This is a genomic window from Paenibacillus sp. IHBB 3054 (assembly GCF_051594305.1).
In the GTDB taxonomy this organism is placed as follows: Bacteria; Bacillota; Bacilli; order Paenibacillales; family Paenibacillaceae; genus Paenibacillus_AQ.
In genome coordinates, this window is record NZ_JBOFBG010000007.1 from 104,502 (window position 1) to 129,514 (window position 25,013).

Annotated in this window: 23 protein-coding genes; 20 read left to right on the plus strand and 3 right to left on the minus strand. The window is 47.7% G+C overall.

Annotated elements, in window-relative coordinates:
- Positions 1 to 16: 16 nt before the first annotated feature.
- The 9 genes from nikC to ACQ76X_RS10895 all read left to right on the plus strand — a co-directional run bounded on the left by nikC (position 17) and on the right by ACQ76X_RS10895 (position 8,118).
- Positions 17 to 862, plus strand: coding sequence for a nickel transporter permease (gene nikC, locus ACQ76X_RS10855; RefSeq protein WP_438493668.1), 846 nt, complete (start codon positions 17 to 19; stop codon positions 860 to 862).
- On the plus strand, positions 859 to 1,644 hold the full coding sequence (locus ACQ76X_RS10860; protein WP_438493670.1) for an ABC transporter ATP-binding protein: 786 nt from the start codon (positions 859 to 861) through the stop codon (positions 1,642 to 1,644). Before nikC ends, ACQ76X_RS10860 begins: the two co-directional genes overlap by 4 nt.
- Before the next feature lie 39 nt (positions 1,645 to 1,683).
- Complete coding sequence (locus ACQ76X_RS10865; protein WP_438493672.1) at positions 1,684 to 2,490, plus strand: ATP-binding cassette domain-containing protein; 807 nt, start codon at positions 1,684 to 1,686, stop codon at positions 2,488 to 2,490.
- 59 nt (positions 2,491 to 2,549) lie between these two features.
- Complete coding sequence (locus tag ACQ76X_RS10870) at positions 2,550 to 4,229, plus strand: nickel ABC transporter substrate-binding protein (protein ID WP_438493673.1); 1,680 nt, start codon at positions 2,550 to 2,552, stop codon at positions 4,227 to 4,229.
- Positions 4,229 to 4,981, plus strand: a complete 753-nt coding sequence (locus ACQ76X_RS10875) for a methyltransferase domain-containing protein (RefSeq protein ID WP_438493675.1) — start codon at positions 4,229 to 4,231, stop codon at positions 4,979 to 4,981. Before ACQ76X_RS10870 ends, ACQ76X_RS10875 begins: the two co-directional genes overlap by 1 nt.
- Before the next feature lie 7 nt (positions 4,982 to 4,988).
- Positions 4,989 to 5,738, plus strand: a complete 750-nt coding sequence (locus ACQ76X_RS10880; RefSeq protein WP_438493677.1) for a class I SAM-dependent methyltransferase — start codon at positions 4,989 to 4,991, stop codon at positions 5,736 to 5,738.
- A gap of 349 nt (positions 5,739 to 6,087) precedes the next feature.
- On the plus strand, positions 6,088 to 6,486 hold the full coding sequence (locus tag ACQ76X_RS10885) for a hypothetical protein (RefSeq protein WP_438493679.1): 399 nt from the start codon (positions 6,088 to 6,090) through the stop codon (positions 6,484 to 6,486).
- Between the two features lie 180 nt (positions 6,487 to 6,666).
- The gene (locus ACQ76X_RS10890; protein WP_438493681.1) at positions 6,667 to 7,746 is read left to right on the plus strand and encodes an AI-2E family transporter; all 1,080 of its coding nucleotides are present in this window, start codon (positions 6,667 to 6,669) and stop codon (positions 7,744 to 7,746) included.
- Between the two features lie 27 nt (positions 7,747 to 7,773).
- Positions 7,774 to 8,118: an Asp23/Gls24 family envelope stress response protein gene (locus tag ACQ76X_RS10895; RefSeq protein ID WP_438493683.1), complete on the plus strand. Its 345-nt coding sequence runs from the start codon at positions 7,774 to 7,776 to the stop codon at positions 8,116 to 8,118.
- A 288-nt stretch (positions 8,119 to 8,406) separates the two neighbouring features.
- Here the strand turns inward: ACQ76X_RS10895 and ACQ76X_RS10900 are convergent, their stop codons facing one another.
- Together ACQ76X_RS10900 and ACQ76X_RS10905 are read right to left on the minus strand one after the other, a co-directional pair.
- Positions 8,407 to 9,822: a sensor histidine kinase gene (locus ACQ76X_RS10900; protein ID WP_438493685.1), complete on the minus strand. Its 1,416-nt coding sequence runs from the start codon at positions 9,820 to 9,822 to the stop codon at positions 8,407 to 8,409.
- Positions 9,803 to 10,513: a response regulator transcription factor gene (locus ACQ76X_RS10905; protein WP_379145166.1), complete on the minus strand. Its 711-nt coding sequence runs from the start codon at positions 10,511 to 10,513 to the stop codon at positions 9,803 to 9,805. Before ACQ76X_RS10905 ends, ACQ76X_RS10900 begins: the two co-directional genes overlap by 20 nt.
- A 322-nt stretch (positions 10,514 to 10,835) precedes the next feature.
- Here ACQ76X_RS10905 and ACQ76X_RS10910 point away from each other — a divergent pair, with 322 nt between their 5' ends.
- Genes ACQ76X_RS10910 through mnhG form a run of 6 tightly spaced genes read left to right on the plus strand, consistent with a single transcriptional unit; the run spans position 10,836 to position 16,631 of the window.
- Positions 10,836 to 13,703, plus strand: a complete 2,868-nt coding sequence (locus ACQ76X_RS10910; protein WP_438493687.1) for a Na+/H+ antiporter subunit A — start codon at positions 10,836 to 10,838, stop codon at positions 13,701 to 13,703.
- On the plus strand, positions 13,691 to 14,026 hold the full coding sequence (locus ACQ76X_RS10915) for a Na(+)/H(+) antiporter subunit C (protein ID WP_081966165.1): 336 nt from the start codon (positions 13,691 to 13,693) through the stop codon (positions 14,024 to 14,026). Before ACQ76X_RS10910 ends, ACQ76X_RS10915 begins: the two co-directional genes overlap by 13 nt.
- Positions 14,023 to 15,498 carry a Na+/H+ antiporter subunit D gene (locus tag ACQ76X_RS10920; protein ID WP_438493689.1) on the plus strand — a complete coding sequence of 492 codons (1,476 nt, stop codon included), beginning with the start codon at positions 14,023 to 14,025 and terminating at the stop codon, positions 15,496 to 15,498. The genes ACQ76X_RS10915 and ACQ76X_RS10920 overlap by 4 nt, the downstream gene beginning before the upstream one ends.
- Positions 15,499 to 15,503: 5 nt before the next feature.
- The gene (locus tag ACQ76X_RS10925; RefSeq protein ID WP_379144967.1) at positions 15,504 to 15,980 is read left to right on the plus strand and encodes a Na+/H+ antiporter subunit E; all 477 of its coding nucleotides are present in this window, start codon (positions 15,504 to 15,506) and stop codon (positions 15,978 to 15,980) included.
- Complete coding sequence (locus tag ACQ76X_RS10930) at positions 15,980 to 16,273, plus strand: Na(+)/H(+) antiporter subunit F1 (RefSeq protein ID WP_438493692.1); 294 nt, start codon at positions 15,980 to 15,982, stop codon at positions 16,271 to 16,273. The genes ACQ76X_RS10925 and ACQ76X_RS10930 overlap by 1 nt, the downstream gene beginning before the upstream one ends.
- A complete protein-coding gene (gene mnhG / locus ACQ76X_RS10935) occupies positions 16,263 to 16,631 on the plus strand; it encodes a monovalent cation/H(+) antiporter subunit G (protein WP_438493694.1) in 369 nt (122 codons plus the stop codon). The genes ACQ76X_RS10930 and mnhG overlap by 11 nt, the downstream gene beginning before the upstream one ends.
- Before the next feature lie 79 nt (positions 16,632 to 16,710).
- Here the strand turns inward: mnhG and ACQ76X_RS10940 are convergent, their stop codons facing one another.
- The gene (locus ACQ76X_RS10940) at positions 16,711 to 17,511 is read right to left on the minus strand and encodes a YheC/YheD family protein (RefSeq protein WP_438493696.1); all 801 of its coding nucleotides are present in this window, start codon (positions 17,509 to 17,511) and stop codon (positions 16,711 to 16,713) included.
- A 165-nt stretch (positions 17,512 to 17,676) separates the two neighbouring features.
- Between ACQ76X_RS10940 and sbnA the strand changes: the two genes are divergently transcribed.
- The 5 genes from sbnA to treC all read left to right on the plus strand — a co-directional run bounded on the left by sbnA (position 17,677) and on the right by treC (position 24,996).
- Positions 17,677 to 19,881, plus strand: coding sequence for a 2,3-diaminopropionate biosynthesis protein SbnA (gene sbnA / locus ACQ76X_RS10945; RefSeq protein WP_438493698.1), 2,205 nt, complete (start codon positions 17,677 to 17,679; stop codon positions 19,879 to 19,881).
- 20 nt (positions 19,882 to 19,901) lie between these two features.
- Positions 19,902 to 20,867: a 2,3-diaminopropionate biosynthesis protein SbnB gene (locus ACQ76X_RS10950; RefSeq protein ID WP_438493699.1), complete on the plus strand. Its 966-nt coding sequence runs from the start codon at positions 19,902 to 19,904 to the stop codon at positions 20,865 to 20,867.
- A gap of 833 nt (positions 20,868 to 21,700) precedes the next feature.
- On the plus strand, positions 21,701 to 22,036 hold the full coding sequence (locus tag ACQ76X_RS10955; protein ID WP_038589938.1) for a potassium channel family protein: 336 nt from the start codon (positions 21,701 to 21,703) through the stop codon (positions 22,034 to 22,036).
- A gap of 93 nt (positions 22,037 to 22,129) precedes the next feature.
- Positions 22,130 to 22,951, plus strand: a complete 822-nt coding sequence (locus tag ACQ76X_RS10960) for a methyl-accepting chemotaxis protein (RefSeq protein WP_438493701.1) — start codon at positions 22,130 to 22,132, stop codon at positions 22,949 to 22,951.
- A gap of 344 nt (positions 22,952 to 23,295) precedes the next feature.
- Complete coding sequence (gene treC, locus ACQ76X_RS10965; RefSeq protein WP_438493703.1) at positions 23,296 to 24,996, plus strand: alpha,alpha-phosphotrehalase; 1,701 nt, start codon at positions 23,296 to 23,298, stop codon at positions 24,994 to 24,996.
- Positions 24,997 to 25,013: the final 17 nt, after the last annotated feature.

The window sequence follows — 25,013 nt, forward strand, 5'->3', positions numbered from 1 at the left end:
GAAGGAGCCGCTTGTCATGTTTCGTATTAGCTTATTTAAGAATACAGGAGCCCGGTTGGGAGCGGGCATAGTGCTCTTATTCATTTGTATAGGACTCTTCGCCCCCTGGCTGTCACCCTCCGATCCGCTGCAGATTCACATGGAACATAAATTGAGCATGCCTTCCTGGCAATACCCGCTCGGTACCGATCATCTGGGACGCTGTGTCTTATCCCGGCTGATCTATGGAACCCGGACATCCCTGTATTATTCATTCATAGTGCTGATCGTTGTTTTTGCGATCAGCATTCCGGTTGGCCTTATTGCCGGTTACGCTGGCGGAAAGATCGATCACTTGATGATGCGGATCATCGACATCCTGCTTGCTTTTCCGAGCCTGATTCTATCCCTTGCCATTGCAGCCATGCTGGGCCCCAGTATGAAGAACCTGTTAATTGCATTTGCCGCAGTGTGGTGGACGGGGTACGCCAGAGTAATCCGCAGCATGGTGCTTGAAATTAAGGAAAGCGGATATATCCTGGCGGCCAAAGCGTCAGGCACTTCCCATCTGCAAATCGTACTCAGGCATATCCTGCTGAACGCTGCCCGTCCCATTCTGGTTCTTGCTTCTATGGAGGTGGGTACAATTATGCTCTCGATTGCAGGTTTGTCTTTTCTGGGTTTGGGAGCCCAGCCGCCAACACCGGAATGGGGGATTATGCTGAACGACAGCCGCGCCTACATTCAGACGCAGCCGCGTCTAATGCTGTTCCCCGGACTGGCGATAATGCTTGCTGTCCTGGGCTTTAATCTGCTGGGGGAGGGCTTGCGCCGGTCAGAGCATGATTCCGGTACTATAGGGAAGTGGGGATTCAGAAGATGATGGAAGGACCTGCATTGCTGAAAGTCAGTCATTTACGTACCAGCTTTCATACAGGGAGTCGAAAAGTTACGGCTGTGGATGATGTCAGCATCGAAGTGAAGCCGCAGCAAATTGTAGCACTTGTCGGTGAGAGCGGCAGCGGCAAAAGTGTTACGGCAATGTCCATCTTAGGATTAGTAGACCCGTCAGGCATTATTGAGAGCGGAGAAATCCGGCTGGGAGGCAACAACCTTCTGGAGTGCTCCAGCCGCCAGTTAAGGAAGCTCCGGGGAACAGAAATGGCTGTTATCTTTCAAGATCCCATGAATGCGCTGAATCCGGTGCTGACTATTGGCAGGCAGCTTATGGAGACGGTTATGCTGCACAAGCGGGTATCGGGAAAAGAAGCTAAGGCGCTTGCCTTGAGGCAGATGCAGCAAGCAGGCTTGGCCGAACCTGAGCGGCTTTTCAATAAATATCCTTTTCAGATCAGCGGTGGTATGTGTCAGCGGGTAATGATCGCCATCGCACTGGTCTCCGGTGCACGCCTGCTTATTGCAGATGAGCCTACAACAGCACTGGATGTAACCATTCAAGCCCAGATTCTCAAAGAGCTGGACAGAATTAGATGGGAGAACCATGTCGGTATCTTGCTGATCACACATGACCTCGGCGTTGTAGCTGAGCTCGCTGATTATGTATATGTGATGAAATCCGGGAAGATCGTGGAATCGAGAAACGTGTTTGAACTCTTTTCGAATCCAGTGCATCCATATACTAAGTATTTAATGGAATGCAGATAACAACTGTAATAACACATGAATTCAAAGAAGGTGGGAGCTATGAAGCTGTTGGAAGCGGTATGCCTGAACAAAAGGTATAGTGCGGAAAGGGGGTGGTTCACGCATAAGGCCAAGAGTGTTCAAGCCGTGAACAATCTGTCACTCAGTCTTGAGGCCGGTGAAAGCCTGGGACTTGTGGGTGAAAGCGGGTGTGGTAAAAGTACTTTGGCCAGAATTCTGCTGGGGTTGGAGAAACCGTCCTCCGGAAGGGTTCTGTACAGAAGCACGGATTATACGGATTGGAGCCACAGCAAGATGCGTATGATCCGCAGCAATATGCAAATGGTGTTTCAGAATAGTCTCGCTTCCTTCAACCCTTTGTTTACGGTAGAGCAGATTATCGGCGAGCCGCTGCGAAACTACGGAGCGGGCAAGGCCGAAAACCTCAGGGAAACGATCGCAGACACGCTCGATCTTGTGGGTCTGGAGCAGCGGCATATCCGCCGCTATCCGCATGAACTCAGTGGCGGCCAGCAGCAGAGGGTAGGGATTGCCAGAGCGATCGCGCTGCGGCCGGAGCTGATTGTATGTGATGAACCCTTCTCGAGTCTGGATGTTACCTTGCGGAAGCAAATGATGGATCTGCTGCTGGAGTTGAAGCATAGGCTGGGATTATCCTATGTTTTCATTACACATGACTTGTCTGTTGTAAGCCGTTTGTGCGACAGTGTGGCTGTGATGTATCAAGGGGCAATTGTGGAGAAGCAATCGGGTGTGCATATCATGCAGCAAGGGAGCCACCCTTATACACGAACATTGCTGTCATCAGTACCAGTGCAGGACCCCAGGTTAAGAAAGAAAGTCTAAGCAGAGCTTGGCACTACAGCCGTTCTGATGATGTTAAATTGAGAAGGGGAGTACTGGGAATGAGAACGAATTCAAAGACAAACAGCTTATTAACACAAATATTATTCTTAATGCTTCTTGCGGTAATTATGGTGACATCAGGCTGCAGCAACAGCAACAACAATAGCAGCACTCCAACGGCCGGTTCGAATAACACTGCCAATAATGAAGCCGCACAAGCAGCCAACGCTCCGGACAAGGTAATCACTGTTGCTATATCGGCTGATGCTGGTATGGATCAGCTGGACGCCGGTGCCTATAAGGGCTCGATGAATGTGCATGCGATGATATATGACGGTTTGGTGGAGTATGGAGAAAAGGGCGAAATCCTGCCGGCTCTTGCGGAGTCCTGGGATATTTCCGAAGATGGAAAAGTATATACTTTCCATCTCCGCCAAGGAGTCAAATTCTCAGACGGTACGGAGTTTAATGCTGAAGCTGTTAAATTCTCCTTCGAACGCTGGATTAAAGATCCGGCCAATTCGTTGAATGTGGCTACAGCGATGCAATCTATTGATGTTGTGGATGAGCATACGATTACCATGACCTTCACCAAAGCTTATTATCCCTTCCTGACGGAGCTTTCCTTTGCAAGACCAGTACGGATGATCAGCCCTTCAGCGGTGGAGCCAGCAGGAGATGTTACCGGCAAATTCATTAAAGCGATTGGAACCGGGGCATGGATGGCCGAGAGCTTCACAACCGATCAGGAAGCCGTACTCGTCAGAAATCCCTATTATTGGGGAGAAATGCCGAAGCTGTCCACAATCATTCTGAAGGTCATTCCTGACCCGCAATCCAGAGTACTGGCGCTGCAAAGCGGGGATATAGACATTGCCGGGGGACAAATGGGTAAGATTCCGGTTGAAAGTGTACCCGTGATCGAAGCGGCTTCGTCACTGACTTTACAAAAAGCACCTGGAACAAACTCTCATTTCATGATCTTCAACTACAATACACCTGTTCTTCAGGATCTGAATGTGCGCAAAGCCATCAATTTGGCAATTAACAAAAAAAGTATCGTCAATGATCTGATGGATGGTATCGGCAGTGAAGCTAAAGGGTTGTTCCCACTGACTGTTCCTTATGTGACGGACTCCAATAATACCTGGTACGGCTTCGATCCGGCGGAAGCGAAACAGCTTCTTACGGATGCAGGTTATAGTGATTCAAACGGAGATGGAATTGTCGAGAAGGCTGGTACGCCGCTTGAGCTGAACTTTGTACTGCAGCAGGCTGAATTTCCGGAATGGAAATCGATCAGTGAGCTGGTTCAGTCCGAACTCAAAGAGATTGGGATTGCTGTGAATCTTCAGGTTCTGGAGCCTAATGCCTATTACGATGCCTTATGGACAACCAAAGCTTATGATCTGATCATGTACCGGACCTACGATGATGCATATAATCCGCATGCGTTCCTCCTATCTCTGTTCCATGAAACTGAGGAAGCACCTGCTGTGGTCTGGTCAGATGCTGGACTGGAATCACTGATTGACACGGCCGTAGGTACAACCGATCTGCAGGAACGCCAAAGCGCTTATGACTCTATTTTCACCAAGCTGTACCAGGAGGCCATGTTTGCTGCTATATACTTCCCCGATGATATCCTTGCAGTGAACAAGAGAGTAACAGGGTTCAAAGCCGGGTATACGACCTTCTCGCCAATCTTCTGGAATCAGCTCGATATAGGTGGAGAATGATGTTGAGAGAAATTTCAAAGTACTGGACCTCAAGCTCGGAGAGTTATGACAAGGTCATACAGACCCAATTCCGCAGCAAGACAACCATTAACCTGTGGAAGCAGCTGCTTACTAAAGGCTTGGGAGTCAAGTCCCGGAAAAAGGTGCTGGATGTGGGAACGGGGCCCGGTTTTTTCTCCATCCTCTTATCGCAGATGGGACATCTGCCTACAGCCGTTGATGCATCTCAGGGGATGATCAATAGAGCTTCACAGAATTTTGAACGTTTTGGATACAAAGTTCCTGCTTATGTCGGCGATGCTGCGGATTTGCATGCTGAGCTGGACGACAGCTTTGATGCAGTGGTTTGCCGGGATGTGGTATGGACGCTGCCCGATCCACAGAAGGCTTATGCCGAGTGGTACCGAATTCTGAAGCCTGGAGGGACCCTGATTATTTTTGACGGTAATTATTTGTATAACGAGAGCAGGACTTTATTTCGCAGACTATGGTATGCCTTGTCTTGGACACTGATTCTGCTTACAGAGAAGAGAATCCGGCAACGGAGTAATCAGGATAAAAGCATGCTAAGCGAGCTGCCGTTTGTTAATGTACTGCGGCCTGAGGCTGATGAGAAAGCGCTGATACGGGCCGGATTCCGCAGTATAGATTTTCAGCGGAACTTTATTCCTGCCCGTGCGATGCCGCTGAATTATTTGAAATACGGCTACCAGAATGTAAACCGGTTCATGATTATAGCCAAGAAGGAGTGAATGATACATGAGTATCCAGCAGGAAGTAGAAACATATTGGGAAGGTGAAGCAGAGCTGTATAGTGAAGGCATTCAGCGGGAACTGAACGGATTCCAGCGGGAAGCATGGCTGAAGCTTATCCTGGCGAATGCACCGCAGAAGGATAGACTGCATGTTCTTGATATTGGCTGCGGCCCCGGCTTCTTCTCTGTGATTCTCTCCAGTGCCGGGCATCTGGTCACTGCGGTCGACTGCACAGACAATATGCTGGAAGAAGCGAGAGCACATACCAGACGGGAAGGTGTCACCGTTACTTTCCGCAAGATGGACTCACACAAGCTGGACTTTGCAGCGGAGAGCTTCGATCTGATCGTATGCCGCAATGTCACCTGGAGCCTTGCCGATCCGCAGTCAGCGTACAAGGAATGGAGAAGAGTACTCAAGCCGGAGGGAAGGCTGCTGGTTTTCGATGCCAACTGGAACCGTCATCTTTGGGACGAAGAGATGCAGTTGAAGCATGCCGAGGATCAGCAGGCCTACATAGACCGGGGCTTTGGTGAGCTTCCGCATCACAAGGACATAGAGGAGACTGACCGTCTGAGCCTTTTATTGCCGCTGACCAGAGAGTGGCGTCCGGAGTGGGATGTACGGACCCTCAAGGAAGAGGGCTTCTCCGCTGTATATACAGAAGAGAACCTGAACGCCAAAGTACTGGATGAGAAGCAGCAAGTATTGAACCGTTCAACACCGATGTTCATGATTTGCGCCGAGAAATGATAATGAGCAGCTATAATAATATACAAAAAGCAGCGATTCTCTAAAGGAGAGTCGCTGCTTTTTGTATGGAATTTTCGCTTTCAGCTCAATCTTGGCAACGTCCAAGTTGGAGGGTTGTCCATTGAAGTTACACTATAGCGCCCTCGGTTCAAGTCCCACGGGCAGGTTAGTTCCAATTAAAGGTAAGTGTTCTTTTATGACGAATAATACTAAAGGTATCGTTCTAGAGAGGTTGTCCATTGAAGATTTTGATATCATAAACGATTGGTGTACCTCGGCTGGTGTAACCAACATGCTTTTTCAATTTTCAATCAACACAATAAATTAACAGAGCAGAGAGGTGATCCTTTTGACAAGGAAAAGATTTGTAACTGTTCTTACATTGCTTATAGTTTTATTATCTGCTTGTGACACATCAAGTGATACAGAAGTAGTAAAGAATGAAGAATACAACTTAATGATTACTAATAATAGCCCGTTGGATTTAAAAAGCGTAGTTGTTACTGTTAAACAAAAAGATACCACGCTAATTAATTCTTTAATCGATAGTAATATCAAACTTGGGGAAGTTGCGAAGTTCCGGGTGGAAGATGGGAAACAGACATTTAAGATTACATTAAATCCGAAGGAAAATTACTCGGTGAGTAAAGAATTTAACGAAGTATTTGGTAAAGGGGAAATTGTTGAATATCAAGTAATAATAGAAGAAAACGAAGTAACAATAAAAAAAATTAAAGCCAATGAGTAGTTGGGCTGAGGGTGTTCACTGAAATGTATTTATTTCACACAAGAGTTTCAATATGACGGACACGGCAGCATTCCTTTCCGTAATAATAATATTTATCTAATCTTTAGGTTCAGTTTAGAGTGTATAAAGATTGGAACGCTATATTAATACAAATAAGCTGGATAGAGCAGGAGATGGCAGATGAAAAATGTAAATAAATTTCTTACTATAGGTAAAGCAATACTGCTGGTCCTTGCAATCATTTATGTGGGTTCTTTAGTGGATTTTATTTTTAAACCCTTTAAGGCGCTGACCGGTGTGATCCTCATCCCGATGCTGTTAGCCGTTTTTTTCTACTATATCTTGCGGCCTTTAATTCCTCTGCTGGAAAAGTGGAAATTGAAGCGAACACCGGCGATCCTTCTGATTTACCTTTTCTTGTTTATCATTGTAATGGCATTCTTTGGGGGTGTCTGGCCTCCCTTGAAATCGCAATTGATAAATCTGGTGCAAAATGCGCCTCATCTTTTCAATTTATTAAACGATAAAATTGTGGAGTTGGAGAAGACAGGATTTTTCTCGAAAATTTTCCCCGAAGATTTCAGCCTGCTCTCCCAATTAAATGAATATTTAAATAAGGGGTTCACTTTATTAACCAGTTATGTCACAGGGTTATTTTCAGCGGTCTCCAACTTAGCGATTATCCTGTTTACCTTTCCAATTTTGTTGTTCTATATGCTTAAGGAGGGCGACAAATTCGGGAAAATCATCGTAAGAGCTGTTCCTAAACGTTTTCGCGGGAAAACCAGTACAATTACAAAAGAAATCGATGCCGCGCTCAGCAGCTATATCGTTAGCAGAGTTATCGTTAATCTGGCGCTGGGTGTCCTGATGTATCTCGGATTCCTTTTGATAGGGTTACCTTATGCTCTTGTATTGACGCTGATTGCCGTCATTATGAACTTTATTCCTTATTTTGGGGCCATCATCTCATCTGTTCCTATTGTGATTGTAGGTCTGGTTGAATCTCCTGCTGTGGGATTGTGGGCTTTGGTTATTATCCTGTTGGCACAGCAGGTTCAGGATAACATCATTTCACCGTTGGTCTTTGGCAAAAGCCTTGATATTCATCCCATTACCACAACAGTTCTTGTGCTGGGAGTGGGGAATTTCTTTGGATTCATTGGCATGCTGATCATTATTCCTGTGTATATGGTCATCAAAATTTTATCTAAGCATACGTATCATTTGTTCTTTAAAGAAAAATGGGAGGGACTATAGTTCGTATAAATCGAAGGAGGCGATGGGATGAACAACTTAAATAACGGATATAGAGGTAATATTACGATTTCAAATCGGGCCATATTGAAGATTGCCGGCAAGGCGATTCAGGAAGCGGAAGAAGTGAAGGCGCTTATGGAAGGCAAAACAAAACGCAAAAACAGAGATGACTTCTATAAAGCTATTGACCTCCAGATAAACGGGGGAGAGCTGGCGGTTCACATATTTCCGATTTTTGTGCTCGGAACTCCTCTTCACCAGCTTGCGCAGCTTTTGCAGCAAAAAATTAAGAGCAGCCTTGAAATACTGACTGGATTAAAAGTGTCACAAGTGAATGTAACCGTGGTTGGCATTATACCGGAGCAAATTTGATTTTTTCAATAAAACAGCGGCAGTCGAGGACCTTGTTTATCGTCCTTGGCTGCCGCTATTTTTTTTGGAGCTATAAAGAATGAACTTAATAACTACACAAAAGGGCAAAAGTAGCGAAGGGGAATTTTGGAACTGTAGGAGCGATAGCGACCGCCTTTGTCACCGGATTTCCACCGCATCAAGCGGGTTAAATCAAGAAATCTGGGGACAACAGCGGCCGGAAGTCCAAATATTCACCGTAGTTACGTCCTCGCCAAAATAGGGAAATCTTAAATTCATCTATATAGATTATTTTTGTAAACTAATCTTAAAAACGGTTGATTCCTTCCCGGGGTTGGCCAGTTCCAAAGTTCCGCCCATTCTTTCCGTATTTTTCAGGGCTATAGCCAAGCCTAAGCCGGTTCCTCCAGATGCCGTTCTGGCTTCATCTCCCCGCACAAAGGGATCGAAAAGGGTGGATCTGAGTTCTTGAGGAATCCCCACACCATTATCGGCAATTTCAATGACCATTCGGGTGGCCTGGGGAATGAGTTCAATCCGAAGATTCGTTCCGGGCGGATTATAAGTCAGAGCATTGGTGATCAGATTATAGACCACTCGTGACAGCAGTTCAGGATCAAAGAGCGCATAAACATCCTGATCGGGTACTTGGATCTGAAGCGTAAACCGCTTTTGTTCGATTTCTCCATACGAATCGGCGATAATTTCCCGTAGGAAGTCGCCAAGCTCGTGATGCCCTATTTTCAACAGGAAATCCGGCGAATCTGTTTTGAGCAGTTCCATCATATTTTGAATTAATTTAGTGACTTGGGAGGACTTATTGTGAATATATGACAGATATTTTCGCTGTCTTTCCACATCCTCGACGCGGCCCTCATACAGGGCTTGCGCATAACCCTGAATGCTGGTGACCGGGGTCTTCAGATCATGAGAGAGGTCCATCATCATCCGCTGCTTGCTTTCTTCCGCCAGCCGCGTAGCCTTGGTAGTTTTCTCAATCATATCTGCCATGTAGTTGAACGTTTCAGCCATTTGCTCGAATTCCTGCTCTGCATGGACAGAGATCCTGGTGCTGTAATTGCCTTGGATCATTTCCTTTAATCCTTCGTTAATTGTTTTGAGCGGTTTGAGAATTCGCCGGGCTACAGAATAGCTGTAAACAACAATCAGCACCAGAAGCACCATCGCTCCAATCAAAATATAGAAGGTAACCGAATGGTTAAAATAAGACATAAACGGGTAGCTGTTAATGGAGATGTCAATACGGTCCCGTGGGATTTTCAGCAGCAGCCAGTCTGTCGAACCAGGGCCCGGGTAGCGGGACAATGAATAGTAATAATCCTGACTTCGATCATTCTCAAGCAGCTTATACAATTGTTCCTCTGAGTAGCTAATCATCTGATCCTGTTTATTTCCGATCACTTCTTTGATGAGCTTGCTTCCGTCCAAGATTTCAAGCCAGCCCCGGCTGCGCAGCAATTTCTCGGTTTCCGGTCCGGATTTGGGATTATTCAAATATTGGCTTGCCGTGACCTTTAAATCCGGATCTGCAAGTTGATAATCCTTTAGTTTTTGCGTCACATCCAGTTGTATAAACAAATAGGCGCCAAGCGAAATGACAAGAACAATGACAAGAAAACGTAAAAAGTCAAAGGCAAGCGACGTCTGCAGCGGCCGTTGGTTTCTAGTTCTCCACAGGCGCATTAATTTTGTACCCCAATCCCCGGATGGTTTTCAGATACTCAGGTTTCTTGGAATCCAACTCAATCTTCTCACGGATGTTGCTGATATGTACCATGATACTGTTGTCCTCATACATATAGAAGTCTTCCCAAACCGCTTCATAAATTCGCTTGCGCGTGAACACCCGCCCCGGTTCTTCCATCATCAGCTTAAGGATTTTATATTCAGTGGAGGTCAACACAACCGGTTCCCCTGAGACATACAGAACACACTCGCTCAGATCTAGTGTCAGTGCTCCAAGTACAATTTTCTCAACCGCCGGCTCCTTCTCCACAGGAGAAACATCAAAATGATGGACTCTCCTCAGCAAAGCATTGACACGGGCAACGACCTCTAGCGGATTAAAGGGTTTAGAGATATAATCATCCGCTCCGAGCTCCAGACCGAGAATTTTGTCATGATGCTGGCTTTTGGCCGATAAGAACAGGACGGGAAAATGATACGCCCGGCGAATACTCTTAAGCAGCTGTAATCCATCCATCCCCGGCATCATAATATCGAGAATAGCTAAATCGATGGTATGCTCCCCAATGATATGTAAAGCGTCCATACCGTTGGTAGCCTTCAAAATATGGTAGTCCTTTTCAAGGTAAAGCTGCAGCAATTCGACGATTTCGAGTTCGTCATCAGCGATCAGTATCGTAAATATAATAAATCACCCCTACTCAATATAACTCTCTAACCTTTATTCATTCTAAACCAAACCTAAAGATTGGATAAATATTTATGGAATATTGTATTTATCTTTTTTTCATTCGTTCGAACGGGGCTTTACAGTTTCTTGCGCTGACTGTATAATTATTTTTAATTGTATACGGAATCAAACGGAGGAGCCTGCCAAAAGCGGGCTCTTTTTGTGTTTTTTACTGGGAAAATAAGTTAATTATCAATACCTGAGAATTGTACAGAATGAATGGATACAACCGCAATAGCAGAAAACTAGAACATGAATAAAAGAGGAGGAGTGCTGGACCGTGCTGCATCTTGTAGTTTTACTTCCATTTTTGCTTGCTGCATTTATTCCGCTTACTAAATATTTGCCGCGTTTTCATGTGGGCTGGATCGTTCTGCCCTTGCCTGCAGCTCTATTTCTCTACTTCCTGACAAGAATCCCAAGTATTCAAGCAGGATCAAATCTAATGACAAGCTTCTCCTGGATGCCTTCACTTGGAGTCGATATTACACTTTACCTGGATGGACTCAGCCTGTTGTTTGTTTTGCTGATTACCGGAATGGGCGCTCTGGTGGTACTCTATTCCATTTATTATCTGAGTAAGCACAGCGAAGGGATTCGCCAATTCTACATGTACCTGCTGATGTTTATGGGGGCGATGCTGGGTGTTGTGCTGTCAGATAATCTGATGGTTCTATACGGGTTCTGGGAGCTCACCAGTATTTCTTCATTCCTGCTGATTGCTTTCTGGCACCGCCGGGAAAGATCGCGCTACGGTGCAATGAAGTCGATGCTCATTACGGTGTTTGGCGGTCTGGCTATGTTTGCCGGATTTAATCTGTTATACGTCATGACTGGAACTTATAGTATCCGGGAAATTGTAGCTGTAGCCGGATCTTTGCCGGGCCACTCCATGTTTATCCCGGCGATGCTGCTGATCCTGCTGGGAGCGTTCACGAAATCCGCGCAATTTCCATTTCATATCTGGCTGCCTGATGCGATGGAAGCACCGACACCGGTCAGCGCCTATCTTCATTCGGCTACGATGGTTAAGGCGGGAATCTATTTGGTTGCACGGCTCACCCCTGTATTTGCAGGTCAATCCGGGTGGTTCTGGCTGGTTTCGCTCACAGGAATGGTGACACTGATCTATGGAGCATTTAAAGCGATTAAGCAAAGCGATCTCAAAGGCTTGCTTGCGTACTCTACCATCAGCCAGCTCGGTCTGATCATGTCTCTGCTGGGACTTGGTTCGGCGGCTTCCTTTTTTGCCGGGAAGGAAGAAGCTGTTTTCTATACTATGGCTACTACAGCGGCCCTCTTTCATCTCCTGAATCATGCTGTTTTTAAAGGCAGCTTGTTTATGGTTGTCGGAATTATTGACCATGAAACGGGTACCCGGGATCTCCGCAAGCTGGGCGGGCTGATGTCTCTCATGCCCATTACTTTCTCGGTCGCATTGATCGGCGCATTCTCCATGGCGGGCTTGCCGCCGTTCAGCGGGTTCCTCAGCAAAGAAATGTTCTTTACCGCTATGCTGAATATCCGTGAGTTCGACATACTGAATACTGGCTCCTTGATGGGGATTTTTCCGGTAGCAGCCTGGCTTGCTAGTGTGTTTACCTTTGTGTACAGTATGATTCTCGTCTTTAAGACCTTTGGGGGTAAACTTCAGAAGGCTAAACTGGATAAAATGCCGCATGAAGCGCCGCTCGGCCTTCTGCTGTCACCAGTGATGCTGGTCTCCCTTGCTGTAGTCTTTGCTTTCTTTCCTGAGCTTGTTTCTAATTCGCTGATTGAGCCGGCCATGGCATCGATCCATAACGGGGTATTGGCGCCTGAAGAAACGTTCGAGGTCTCGATTCATTTCTGGCATGGCTGGACACCGGAGATATTTATGACCATAGGTGTTATCGCTGCTGGTGTGCTGTTATACCGAAGCTACAGCCGGGTGCGGGTCTTGGACCGTGGGCCAAGCGGACGGAAAACGCTCCACCATCTCTATGATGGGAGCCTTCAATTGTTGGAGCGGGGCTCAAAACGCCTGACCAATGCTTATATGACCGGCTCCAACCGTCATTATTTGCTGTATATTTTCAGCTTCTTTATTATCGCGTTGCTCGCTGCTCTAATTGGACAACCGGGTATCAGCTTCGGCATGGAGCACTATGCGCCATTGTCCATTTATGAGACAGCGGTAATAGCCGTTATGCTGCTTGCGGCATTCGCGGTGCCTTTTGCCAAATCACGGGTCAGTGCCATTTTATTCACTGGCTGTGTCGGCTATATGGTAACGCTATTGTTCGTCATCTTCCGGGCGCCTGATCTCGCGCTTACGCAAATGATGATAGAGACGGTGTCGGTCATTCTCTTCCTTCTCTGCTTCAGATATCTTCCGAAGCTGAAGAAGGAGAAGGAACGCCTGCGGTTTAAGCTGCCGAACTTGATTATCGCCCTTGGTGTTGGTATCACCACAACTTTAATTGCTTTGGCGGCGATGGGTAGCAGTCCCTTTGAACCGATTTCTGAGTTTTTCCTGAAAGAAAGCTACAATTCAGCCGGCGGTAAAAATGTAGTCAACGTCATTCTGGTGGATTTCCGCGGCTTTGATACCTTGTTTGAAATTATGGTGCTCGGTATCGCCTCAATGGCTATCTATGGTTTGATTCATTTAAGAATGGAACCTGGTCAGACTGAAGCCGGAAAAGTCCATTCTGGAAACTCAGCCTCGAGGCTGCAAAGTAATGATGTGATCCTGCAGACCATGTCTAAGGGAATTGTCCTCATTATACTTACGTTCTCCTTGTACTTGTTCTTTGCGGGCCACAACCATCCGGGGGGAGGTTTTATTGGAGCGCTGATGACTTCCGCCGCGCTTGTTCTGATGGCTGTCGCTTTTGGCATGGATACGGTCCGTAAGGTTATTCCGGTGAACTACCGCTTGATTACGGGAGCCGGATTGCTGATCGCGATTGTTACGGCATCGGGTTCCTTCATATTTAATGCACCGTTTCTCAGTCATGCCTTTGGTCATTTTCAATTGCCTATACTCGGGGATACAGAGCTTGCGACAGCGGTTCTGTTTGACCTGGGCGTGTATTTGGCCGTAGTGGGTGTAACCATGAACATCATATTATCGATCGGGGGGGATAAACAATGGAACTCATAATGGCGGTGGCTGTAGGGATTTTATTTACAATTGGTGTCTATCTGATTCTGTCCAAAAGTCTGCTGCGCATTGTGCTGGGAACTTCCCTGCTGACACATGGCGTCCATCTGCTGCTCCTCACGATGGCCGGACTCAAAAAAGGCGCTGCACCGGTGCTAGGAGACAATGCGGAGACTTATGTTGATCCCCTGCCGCAGGCGCTGATCTTAACCTCCATTGTGATCAGCTTTGGAGTTACTGCGTTCTATTTTGTTCTGGCCTACCGTTCCTACCAGACACTGGGTACGGATGAAATCGATAGTATCAAGGAGGAGAAAGAATGAGCAATCTGTTAGTGCTGCCGATTCTGATCCCCCTGTGTACAGCTGTGATCCTGATCTTCCTGAAAGAAAGAATCCGGCTCCAGCGCCGGATCAGCTCCGCCAGTGGATTACTGAATATCGTCATTGCTGCTGTCCTGGTCTCACGCGTTCACGATAAGGGTATACAAACCCTGCAGATGGGGGGATGGTCCCCGCCTTACAGCATTGTGTTCGTTGGCGATATGTTAGCGTCATTGCTGCTGCTGACGGCTTCGCTGGTCAGCTTTGCCATATTGCTCTACTCCTTCCGCAGTATAGGTGAGGAGCGGGAGCGCTTTTACTACTATAGCTTTTTTCATTTCTTGCTCGTAGGGGTATACGGTTCCTTCCTTACAGGGGACATCTTTAATCTGTTCGTCTTCTTCGAGGTGATGCTCATTTCTTCCTATGCGCTTATTTCTATTGGCGGGACGAAGCTCCAGCTCCGGGAGACGTCCAAATATTTGCTGATAAATATCGTATCCTCCACACTGTTCGTGGCGGCGGTAGCTTATCTCTATGCAGCAGTGGGCACGCTCAACATGGCCCATTTGTCCCAGCGTATTGCCGAAGCGGGGCAAGGCGGCGTACTTAATGTAATAGCCATTTTGTTCCTGATCGTATTTTCTTTAAAGGCCGGGCTCATGCTGTTTTATTGGCTGCCTGGATCATACAGTGCACCTCCGGTGGCGGTCAGGGCTTTGTTTGGCGCATTGTTGACTAAAGTGGGCTTGTATGCAATTATTCGTACATTTACCCTCCTGTTCGTAAACGATCCGGGCTTCACCCAGCCTTGGATAGCCTGGATGGCGGCGGCTACAATGATTCTGGGCGGATTGGGAGCTGTAGCCTATCAGGATATTCCCCGTATTCTTAATTACAATGTCATCATCAGCGTTGGTTTTGTCGCCTTTGGCCTGGCAGTTGGGACACCTGACTCTCTGAACGGGGCGGTATTCTATTTGCTGCATGATATGTTGGCGAAAGCACTGATGTTTATTCTCGGAGGAATGATCATCTCTGCCGCAGGAACAGAACACTTGAAGAACATGGGGGGGATGATCAGAAAGTACCCCTTGATCGGTTGGATGTTTTTTATACTGGCGCTTGCTCTGGTGGGGATTCCTCCGCTCAGCGGTTTTACCGGCAAGGTTCTGATCATTCGCGGAGGGTTGGATACCGGCATGTTGACCTTGTCTCTGATTGGTCTGGCGTCAAGCTTTCTTGTACTGTATTCCTTGATGAAGGTGTTCAGACTGGCATTTTGGGGAAATGAACCGGAGAAGGAATTACCAAAGGCCAACTTAAAAAGCGCTTCGGCCGTTGCTGCCGGACTGCTTGTTCTTGTTATTGCAATGGGTATTGGGGCGGAGTGGGTATACGCCTATGTATCGCAGGCTGGAGATCTCTTGGTCTCACCCGGGCTTTATATTGAAGCTGTAATGAAGGAGTAGAGGAGATGGCTTTGCAAATACTGTTCAACCTGATGATTGCTTTCATGTGGATGCTGCTGAATAACAACAGTTCGGGCTCAAGCTTTATCGTGGGGTTTGTGCTTGGAGTGTTCATTCTGCTGATCCTGCGGAAATCCTGGACGCAGCCCTTTTATCTCAAACGAGTATGGGCAATGCTGAAGCTGCTGCTGATATTTATCCGCGAGCTGCTGGTATCGAGCTTTGTGGTGATCGGTCATATCGTTCGTCCAAAACTGGCTATACGTCCCGGTATTTTTGCTTACGAGACTGCCTTAACATCCGCGTGGGAAGTCACTTTATTATCCTGTTTGATTTGTCTGACACCGGGAACACTGACCCTTGATGTTTCGGGAGATGGAAAGATCCTGTACATCCATGCCATTGATATTGAAGATGCACAGCTGCTTACCGAGCAGATCAGAGGTACTTTTGAGCAAGCCATTATGGAGGTGACCCGCTGATGAGTCTGACTTTGTTAACTGCAGGGCTGATTATATTATCGGTGTCTATGCTGGCCTGTCTGTACCGTCTGCTTAAAGGACCGACCCGTTCTGACCGGGTTGCCGCACTGGATACGATAGGCATCCATGTGCTGGCCATGATTGCGGTAGTCTCTATGCTGCTGAATACACAGGATTTTCTTGAGATTATTCTGGTGATAGGCATTCTTACTTTTATAGGAACGACGGCGCTGGCCAGATATATTGAACGGGGCGTTGTATTTGAAGAGGGAGGTGACAGGCATGACCGGTGAGTTGTTCAGTTCGATTCTGGTGCTGCTAGGCGCTGTATTCTGCGGTTTGAGCGCATTCGGGTTGGTCCGGCTGCCCGATGTGTACCTGCGTTCACACGCTGCTACCAAAAGCGCGACACTTGGGGTGCTCTGTGTGCTGAGCGGAGCGTTTGTCTACTTCCTGTTTCACGATGGAATGGTCAGCTATAAGCTGCTGCTTGCTATCGTCTTTGTATTCATTACCTCTCCGGTAGCAGGCCATTTAAACGGCAGATCAGCCTACCGGTCGGGAGTCCCATTATGGGAAGGCAGCATTCAGGATGACCTGAAGCCCTCCATGGAAGAGGATCAGGCGCTGTCTGTAGAGCAAGATCGCTGACAGTAGCAGGCGAGCTGTGGAAGAACAACTCCACAATTCGCCGCTTCCGGCTGCGTTGTTCCGCAGACAACCCCGCAGTTTACACCACACCCTGTTTAGATTTCATACACTTCAGATTATATGTGCGGCCATAGGCGTTAGCGTATTTGACGATTCGGGCAATCATGCTTTTGTTCTTCAGCTTGGTAAACGGACAAGGATCGGGGGAAGTATTCACTTCCAGAATCCAGGGCTTGAGGCGCCGGTCCAAGGCAATATCCACGCCAATTTCCTGGAGGGCGGGAAAGGTTGTGCTTAGCTGCTTGGCGGACTTCACACCCATTTCCTTCAGGGCCGAGATCAATGCTTTACGCTTCTCCAGGCTGGTGTAGGCTTTCAACAATACTTCAACCGGATAAATCGTCCCCCCCTGGCTCCCGTTTGTAACAACCTTGCGGGGATGCGCTACGCGTCCTGCAACCCCAGTAGCTTCCCACCCACCCTTAAGATTTCGCTGCACCATCACCCGGATATCGAAGGGGCGGCCCTCATAAACCAAAAGCCGGATCCCTTTCTGCACTAAATAGGACTTTCCCTGAGTCTCACTTAAGATTGCGCGATAAGCCGTGTCGTAATCCGGGAAGCTGCGTACATGCATACCCGCCTGATAGCTGTATTGAATCCGTTCCTTCCGGACGGTCTTTTCAATCCGCATCACACCTTTCCCCAAGGATCCACAGCATGGCTTAATGTAGACCATATTATATTTTTGCAGCATCTCATGTAGAGTGCTTTGATCCATTTTTCTCGTTACCGGGATGTATGTCCTTAATTCTTGGCTTCGGGCCATCACCTTTGTCTTCGTCAGCTTATTGGATATATGCCTTATTTGCTTCTTCATTTTGTCCCTCCGTCTCTATAGTTCCATAGGCTATATTACGGAAATATTCAGTTTTTGATTGGGCATCCACACAGCAATAGAACACACCCGGAGAATTCTACATAAGATTATTGCAGGTGTTTATCTAATGAGGCTACAGTATGCGGCCAATAGGAGGCGGCGAAGATGCTGCTCGGCAATTTGCAGGATAAGGTGCTAGAAGTCACCGGGGTTTTTCCTTGGTACAAGAGGCTGATCGGCGGGGAGAAGACGAGTTATAGCCTACAGAACCTTCCGCTTATGACGTCTGAGATTCTGGATACCCATTATTATACCCAATTTAGTGACCCTTCTCTGGCCGTATACCGGACCTCGGGCACAAGCACGGGCCGCCGAAAAGCGATATTCTACTCAGAGGAAGACGATAAAAACTACATTGATATCAAAACAAAGCTGTTCGGTGAGCTGCTTGCGGGAAGCGGCTGCACAAGAGCTTTGGCGGACATGGGTACCGGACATGCAGCGAACACAGCCTTGTCCATATTTGAGCGGCTGGGACTCGAAAAGAGTTCAATACCCTTTGATCTTCCCATCGAACAGCACATTGAACGGCTGCAAGCCTTTAAGCCTGAGCTGCTGTATACGATGCCTTCCATCCTTGACCATATCGTATATGCCGCCGGAAATCCGCGCGACTTCGGCATCCGCAAAATTATTCTGGTCGGGGAAATCGCCACACTGGGATGGCAGCGGAATATGGCGCGCCTGTTCGGTCTTGATCCACGAGACATTGTAGATACGTATGGCTCCATTGAAATGGGCACGATCGCTTATTACTCTCATGAGCTAGGCAGATACATCTTTGCCGATGGAATTTTTGCGGAAGGGCTCGGGACGGAGGCGTTAGGCGGGGATTTAAGGCCGCTGGGTAAAAATGAAAGTATTCTGGTTCTTACTTCAACCGTCCGCAAGATGATGCCAGCCATTCGTTTTGTTACCTATGATGTGGTAAGGGATTTCAGACCTGTGATGATAGGCGGTGTGGAAAAGCAGAGTTTTGCCTCAATCGTTAAACGGGTGGGCCGGGAACTGAAGCATGGGGAAAAAATCAGCCTGTACGATATTGAACAGGTTGTATACCGTCATATAGAAGATGCGATCATCCGGGTGAAGGTAAGGAACAATGCGCTGACCATTTATATCAAAAGTAAATCTGCAGTTAACTCCACGGCTCCGGCAATCAGGGAGGAAATCAGGGAGTGCATTCCGGAAATCGGCATGATGATTCGGAATCATCTGCTTGACGATATTGAAGTCTTTATAGTAGCCAATGGCGAGACGCTGGAGAGCGGGCAGGTAAAGAACAAAAAGCTATATTACCAAAAAGATAAAGACAGGGCAGAGATGAACTTGAGTGGCGGCATACTGTCGACCATCGGAAATACGCCCTTAATCAAGCTGAGCAACCTGTTCCAGAACAGTAGTTTTGAGGTCTACGCCAAAATGGAGCTGCTGAATCCGGGCGGAAGTGCGAAAGACCGTCCTGCCCTGCGGATGATCCAAGAGGCTTGGAAGGAAGGTAGAATAAGGCCTGGAACTGTCATTATTGAATCGAGTTCGGGGAATATGGCGATCAGCCTGGCAATGATTTGCAAATATTTGGGGCTGCGGTTTATCAGCGTTATCGACCCCCGAACAACCGAAACGAATATTCAGATCCTGAAGGCATTGGATGCAAAAATCGACTATGTCGCCGAACCAGACCCGGAAACAGGCGAGTTTCTACCTGCGAGGCTCACACGTGTACAGCAGCTATTGGCAGAAATACCCGGCAGCTTTTGGCCGAATCAATATGGAAATGCAAATAATTATCTGGCACACTACCATACGACCATGAAAGAGATCGTGACCGAACTTGGCCGGGTGGATTATTTGTTTTGCAGTGTCAGTACATGCGGCACGATCAGGGGGCTGGCGGAATACGCAAGGGATCATGGGCTAAAGACCAAGATCGTGGCTGTCGACGCGGAGGGCAGCGTTATTTTTGGCGGAAATAAGGGCAGTCGGCGTTTCCCCGGACTGGGTGCCGGCATTGTGCCGCCTTTCTGCAGAAAAGACCTAATCGACCATATCGTGTATGTTTCGGACTGGGAGATCGTAAAAGGCTGCCGGGCGCTCTCGCAGAATGAATCGATCCTGGCCGGTGCATCCTCCGGAGGGATTATTGCCGCCGTCAAGCGTATGCAGCAAGAAATAACTCCGGGATCCCACTGCGCGGTCATTCTGCATGACAAGGGAGAACGTTACCTCGATACCGTATATTCGGACTCATGGATTCAGAACCAGTTCGGCCGGGATCTCTCGTCTGAAGACGGAGATGTCCCTACCTAAAAGCCAAAGGAGGGAGTGGCATGCTGTACTTAAATGACCGGGATATCCAGGCGATAGGCCTTGAGTGGCCTGACCTTGTGGAGTCGGCAGAATCTGTGGTGCGCATTCTTGATTCCGGTGATTACGCACAGCCAGTTAAGCCTTATCTAAGGTATAACCATCCTCAGAACCGGATTATTGCAATGCCCGCGTATGTAGGAGGAGACGTGAATGCAGCAGGGATCAAGTGGATTTCCAGCTTCCCGGATAATATCGGGGCCGGTCTTCCCCGCGCGCATAGCGTCATCATATTGAATGATCCCAATACGGGCCAGCCTTCAGCCGTTCTGAACTCGCCGCTGCCCAGCATCGTCAGGACAGCTTCCATCAGCGGGCTGATGATCCGTCACTTTATGCAGGCGCGGCCGCTGGAAGAGATTCAGCTCGGCATTATCGGCTGGGGGCCGATTGGGCAGCATCATTTTCAAATGGCAATGGCTCTGTACGGTGATCGAATTGAACGTATCCGCATCTTCGATCTAAGGGGAGCCGATCTGTCAGGAATTCCGTCCTGTTATAGGGACAGGATTGAAGTGGCAGAGACGTGGGCAGACGTCTATCTGAAGTCCAATATCTTCATCACCTGTACCCTATCCGATCACCGGTATATCGATCTTCCCCCTGCAAAAGGTTGTCTTCTGCTGAATGTTTCTCTGCGTGATTATAAGCCGGAGGCGTTAGCTTCGGTGAAAGCTGTCATTGTCGACGATTGGGATGAAGTGTGCCGCGAGAATACAGACATCGAGCGGCTCCATCTGGAACAGGGGCTGACCCGTACCGGCACCCGTAAGATTAGCGACGTCGTCTGCCGAAGCAGCCTGACTGAATTCGCCGAAGATGAGCCGGTCTTCTTCTGCCCGATGGGGATGGCTGTCTTCGATATTGCAACAGCGGTATATTATGTAAAGAAGGCCAGGGAGAAAGGGATTGGGACCGAGCTTGAGTAAGGTGGGAGCAATTTGCTCTGCTGTAATACAGCTTTCACCGCTCGATACAAGACTTAACGATATTATGCCGACGCCATGGGGTTAATTGAATGTATGATAAGGTAGATAGAACAAAAACAGCGCGAGCCAATGGATACTGGCACGCGCTGTTTTTATTCTATTCTGTAAATAATCTTGCCACCGTAATAATATAGTTAACTTCTTTTTGAGGAAAGTTTTGTGATATAGATATATTACCATTTACATTAATTTCTCGAATTGCTGGATAAACTGGACGACTATAAGAGTCGCTAGCAAAGCCTCCATACTCAGCCCCAAAAGAAACAAGTGGATGAATGTCAGCCTTACCCTTAGGAATACTCTTACCGGTTATGTTTGTTGCATTTATGGTGAGCTGAAATGTGTTATTGCTTCTATTAGTTATTGCAAAGTCATTGTTTCTCAGGTTTTGTATCCATCACAACAGTTTGTCCATCCATCTGAGCATTTTTTGAATCTTTAGAAAATACAAACTACATAAGTTGAACTAAAGAACACCTAGAGGCTAAAGCAGCGGAGGGGAAGTTTGGAACTGTAGGAGCGCTAGCGACCGCCTTTGTCTGCGGATTTCTACCGCTATAAGCGGTATTCATCAAGAAATCTGTAGACAACAGCGGCCGGAAGTCCAAACATTCACCGCAGTTGCGTTCTATGCCGGCTCGGTAATTCTAAAGTTCATATAGAGGAATTATTTAGTGAAAGCAGCCCTTGAAAGCAGAACTATACTTTCTTCAGCTAGCCGATTATACTGAATTATAAAATTCACAATCTGAAATAGTTGAAAGGTGCTGCCCATGTTATCATTTTTGCTTACGCTTAAGCGTCTGGTGACCGGCTTATGGCGGGCGCTCAAGCTTAAGAATTTTCAGGCATTGCTCGTATTGGTGGTCATCACGCTGACCTCCGGAACCATTTTTTATGTCAAAGAGGAAGGACTCTCTGTAATTGACGCGATCTATTTTTGCGTAGCCACGCTTAGTACAATCGGACATCCTACCTTTGTTCCGCAAACCACTTTAGGGAAAACTTTTACTATTGTCTACATCATCGTTGGCACCGGATTATTCCTGGGGATGATCGGCTACATCGCTTACTTCTTGATCAAACAAACGGACAAGGAAAGTGATTGATCCGCAGCAAACAGAACAGAATAATTTCTTCTTAATTTATGAACTGTATGTGACGATAATAATTAAAAACATTCACATTTAGGGAGATGCATCATGGATAATTTGACCGCACTAGTACTGGCTGCACCAATGTTTAAGCAAATTCACGCACAGGATATTATGATCGGCATTACGGATAAGGAGATCTTTCATTACTATGCACCAAGCAAGGTACTCGATTTTGGCCTGACCAAGGGAAGTCCTGTTCCAGAGGATGACCCGTCGCTCGGGAACGCCCTTGCAGGACGTGCTACGACGAATCGTCTGTCTGCCGAGCTGTACGGGGCGACTGTAATCTCCTCAGCGGTGCCGATTTACGGCGATGAAGGGGAGATTATCGGGGCATTTGCGATTGCTTATACGCTTGAGAACGAAGACAAGATGGAACAGCTGACTGAGAATATCAACCAGATCAGCGGTCAATTGATGGATATGGTCCAGAACGTTGCGGCACAATCCGAAGAGCTGTCAGCTACGACGGCACAAATTCTGGAGAACTCGCGCAAGACGGTTGAGGAGTCGAAGCAGGTGAACAAGGTGGCCGGCTTTATCCGTGAAATCTCGGAACAGACGAATCTGCTTGGCCTGAACGCAGCGATTGAAGCGGCCCGCGTAGGGGAGCAGGGTGCAGGTTTCGGTGTAGTAGCTACAGAAGTGCGCAAGCTTTCCGTCAACACAAAGGAAGCGACGAAGACGATCGAAGATTCACTCAGCACCGTGCAGCATTCCATTCTGCAGATGGAACAGGAAATTGAAGCCATTGCGGATTCTTCCTCTGCACAGGCCGAATTGGTCACCCAGTTCAGCGAGCTTATTGAGCGCCTGAATGAGACTAGCAGTGAGATGGAAAAGTTCATTTCATCTATTCTTCAATAAACTCGGCAAAATTGGCTGCAACTGTATAAGCCCCGCAAATGAGGATACTTATTTGCGGGGTTTTTTGCTATGAAGAAGTCCAAATGCGGTCTCTCCTGTTCAGGCAGGATGTATTATTGACAATTACTTGTTAATAAATGAGCTATCTAGTTTAAGTAAGTGACATAGCTGTATTTCATGGTGGCATGCACGCTGTGTTGCATCATGATGAAATAGAGGGATTTTCAGGTTTGACAACCTGTATATACAGGTGTACAATCCATCTTGTATATACAAGTTGAAGAGAAGTGAGCTAAACCTATAATGGGTGGAAAATGCTACATACAACTAGGAGGGGCAAATAAATGGCAAATACACCTGAACAACAATGGTGGCGGAAATCAACGGTGTATCAGGTCTATCCGAAAAGCTTCAAAGATACGACTGGGAGCGGAACGGGTGATATAAAAGGTTTAACCCAGAAGCTGGATTATTTGCAGGACCTGGGCATTGATATCGTTTGGCTGCAGCCGGTTTATGTATCCCCGCAAAATGATAACGGTTACGATGTCGCGGATTACCGGCAGATTGACCCGACTTTCGGAACGATGGAGGACTTCGATGAGCTGATGCATGAGCTTAAGAAGCGCGGCATGCATCTGATGACGGATATTGTGGTCAACCATTCCTCTACAGAGCATCCCTGGTTTCAGGAAGCCCGCAAATCGAAGGACAATGCTTACCGCAATTATTATATCTGGAAAGATGCAGCACCGGACGGCGGTCCTCCGAACAACTGGCAGTCCAAGTTTGGCGGACCTGCATGGCAGTGGGAAGAGACAACGGGCCAGTATTTTTTGACACTGTTTGATAAGACACAGGCCGATCTGAACTGGGAGAACGAGCAAGTGCGGCAGGAAGTGGCCGACCTGATGATTTTTTGGGCGGAGAAGGGAGTCAGCGGATTCCGTATGGATGTTATCAACCTGATCTCTAAGGATCAGGGATTTCCGGAGGATGACGGAAGTATTTCACCCGGCGACGGACGGCGTTACTATACGGACGGGCCGCGGGTGCATGAATACATCAAGGAGCTGTATGCCAAGGTCTTTGGTCCCTACAATCTTGTAACTGTAGGAGAGATGTCTTCAACTACTCTGGAGCACTGCATCCGCTATTCCAATCCGGAGGAGAAGGAATTCTCCATGACCTTCAACTTTCACCATCTGAAAGTGGACTACCGGAATGGGCAGAAGTGGGAACTGAAGCCTTACGATTTCGAGGAATTGAAGCAGCTGTTCACGAAATGGCAGTCCGGTATGCAGCGGGGAGGGGGCTGGAACGCACTCTTCTGGAACAATCATGATCAGCCGCGGGCCTTGTCCCGGTTTGCGGACGACGGAATCTACCGGGTGGAGAGTGCCAAGATGCTGGCGACGACGCTCCACGGGCTGCAGGGTACACCGTATGTGTACCAGGGTGAAGAGATCGGAATGGCAAATCCGAAATGGCTGGACATTGGTGAGTTCAATGATATCGAATCCACCAATATGTTCATGATCCTGCAGGAAAGAGGCCTGTCAGCGGATGAAGCACTCGCCATCATCCGGGAACGCTCCCGCGATAATTCGCGGACACCGATGCAGTGGGATGGGACAGCGAATGCCGGATTTACCAGCGGGACCCCATGGCTGAAGGTGGATGAGAGTTACAAGGAGATCAACGTTAGCGCGCAGCTTGGAGATCCGACTTCCATCCTGGCTCATTACCGTAAGCTGATCCGTCTGCGCAAGCAGGAAGAAGTGCTTACCAACGGACGTTATGTCCGGCTTGATGAGGCGCATCCTCAGATTTACGCGTATGCCCGGATTAACGAAACCGAAATACTGGTCGTCGTATCTAATTTCAGCGGTGAACATGTAGTATTTACTGCTGCCGAAGTGTTCTGGGGGACCGTAAAGGGCAAGGAAGCAGAACTGCTGATCGGAAACACCCCGCAGACCCCGGCATGGGGCCAGACGGTTGAGCTATCACCTTATGCATCCTACATGTGGATTATCCGATAACAGCACGAATATAACCT